Source organism: Mesorhizobium sp. M7A.F.Ca.CA.002.05.1.1 (assembly GCF_003998335.1).
Classification (GTDB): domain Bacteria; phylum Pseudomonadota; class Alphaproteobacteria; order Rhizobiales; family Rhizobiaceae; genus Mesorhizobium.
Window position 1 is genome coordinate 1 of the sequence record NZ_RZQI01001038.1, and the last position, 1,955, is coordinate 1,955.

General features: G+C 66.1%; 2 protein-coding genes. Both read left to right on the top strand.

Annotated elements, in window-relative coordinates; genetic code table 11:
* On the top strand, positions 1–578 hold a 578-nt coding region (locus EN939_RS32130; protein ID WP_164751420.1), incomplete at its 5' end, for an alpha/beta hydrolase fold domain-containing protein.
* 426 nt (positions 579–1,004) lie between these two features.
* Positions 1,005–1,955: ABC transporter substrate-binding protein (locus EN939_RS32135; RefSeq protein WP_245473249.1), on the top strand; the 951-nt coding region annotated here is incomplete at its 3' end.

The window sequence follows — 1,955 nt, forward strand, 5'->3', positions numbered from 1 at the left end:
AACACGTCCACCCCGCCGCCTTCGACGATGCGGTGGCCGCCTTCGAATGGGCGGCAGCGACGTCAGACCTGCCGCTGGTCCTGTGTGGCGAAAGCGCTGGCGGCAATCTCGCCGCCGCCGTGGCGCAGGCGACGCGCCGCCATATCAGAGCTGCGGTCGGGCAAGTGCTGATCTATCCCGAACTCGGCGGCGACGAGACCGCCGGTTCCTATGTCGAACACGCCGAGGCGCCGCTGCTATCCGTGGCCGACATCGCCTTCTACCGCGACGTCCGCTCGGCCAGGCGGCAATCGCCCGACGACCCGACCTTCTCACCGCTGCGCGACACCGATTTCTCCGGCCTGCCGCCAACGGTGATCGTCACGGCGCAATGCGACCCGCTGTCGTCGGATGGCGAGACCTACCGCGACCGCATTGTGGCCGCCGGCGGCAAGGCCCGGTGGCACGAGGAACCGAGGCTGGTGCACAGCTTCCTGCGCGCCCGAACGACGGTGCCGGCCGCGGCGGAAGCGTTTGCGCGGATTGTCGGCGCGGTTGCTGCGCTGGGCCGAGGTGAGTGGCCGACGGTGGAACGCTAATCTCCCCCCTTGAAGGGGAGATGTCGCCGAAGGCGACAGAGGGGGTCGTCGCGCGTAGAGCGCTAGCATCATCTTTTTTAAAGTAGGAGGTCGCGTCCCGTCGTGCCGACCCCCTCTGGCCTGCCGGCCATCTCCCCCTCAAGGAGGGAGATTGGCGCCGCGCCGTTGGCGCATCTCCTCGCAGCGCGGCTGCAAAGCATAAGCGCACTGCCGACTCCCCCTGCGGAACCCCGCACAATCACTGCGGAAAACCGAACACTCCCTAGCGTCACCCCGCTCTATCATTCCCGCTCAGGCAACGGCGCCCCGGCGGTCGCGTCCGCCCCCGCGTCTGTCGATCGGCCGGGGCGATTTTTCTGTGCATGCCGTTGTCCCAAAACCGCTGGGCACTTTTGGGCGGCATGCATCAACAACAGGGGAACGACGATGAAATTCATGCTGACCGACCGCAAACTCCACCCGCAAGCCAAATCCGTCGCCGATGATTTCAGGACCGGCGGCATCAACCGCCGCGAATATCTGGTGCTGATGGCCGGCCTCGGTGTCAGTGCCGCCGGCGCGTTTGCGCTGGGCGGGCTCGCCCCCACCCCTGCCCGCGCGGCAGAACCGAAGAAGGGCGGCGTCCTGCGCGTCGCCATGAACGTCAAGGGCTTCAAGGACCCGCGCACCTTCGACGGCGTGGAGATGTCGAATGTCGCCCGCCACTGCAACGAATATCTGGTGCGCTGGAACACCGACTTCTCCTTCGAGCCCTGGCTGCTCGAAAGCTGGGAGGCGAGCGACGACGCCAGGACGCTGACCCTGCATGTGCGCAAGGGCATATCCTGGTCGAATGGCGATGCCTTCAACGCCGATGATGTCATTCACAACCTCACCCGCTGGTGCGATGCCTCGGTGCCGGGCAATTCGGTCGCCGCGCGCATGGGCGCGCTGGTCAATGCCGACACCAAGAAGGTCGTCGATGGCGGCATCGCCAAGGTCGACGACTTCACCATCAAGCTCAATCTGCCGAAGCCCGACATCTCGCTGATCGCCGGCATGGCCGACTATCCGGCGCTGATCATGCACCGCTCCTATGAGGGCGACGGCGATCCCCTGAAGGCGCTCGCCATCACCACCGGCCCCTGCGAGCTGGTCAGCTGGGATGCCGAGACGGGTGCGGAGGTGAAGCGCAGGGATAAGCCCTGGTGGAAGGGCGAATTCCATCTCGACGGCATCAAATGGGTCGACTACGGCTCCGACCCCAACGCCATGCTGTCGGCCTTCGAATCCGGCGAGATCGACACCGACCACGAAACCGCTTCCGACGCCGTCTCGCAGACCGAGACGATGGGGCTGATGAACTCCGAGATCGCCACCGGCTCCACCATCGTCGCC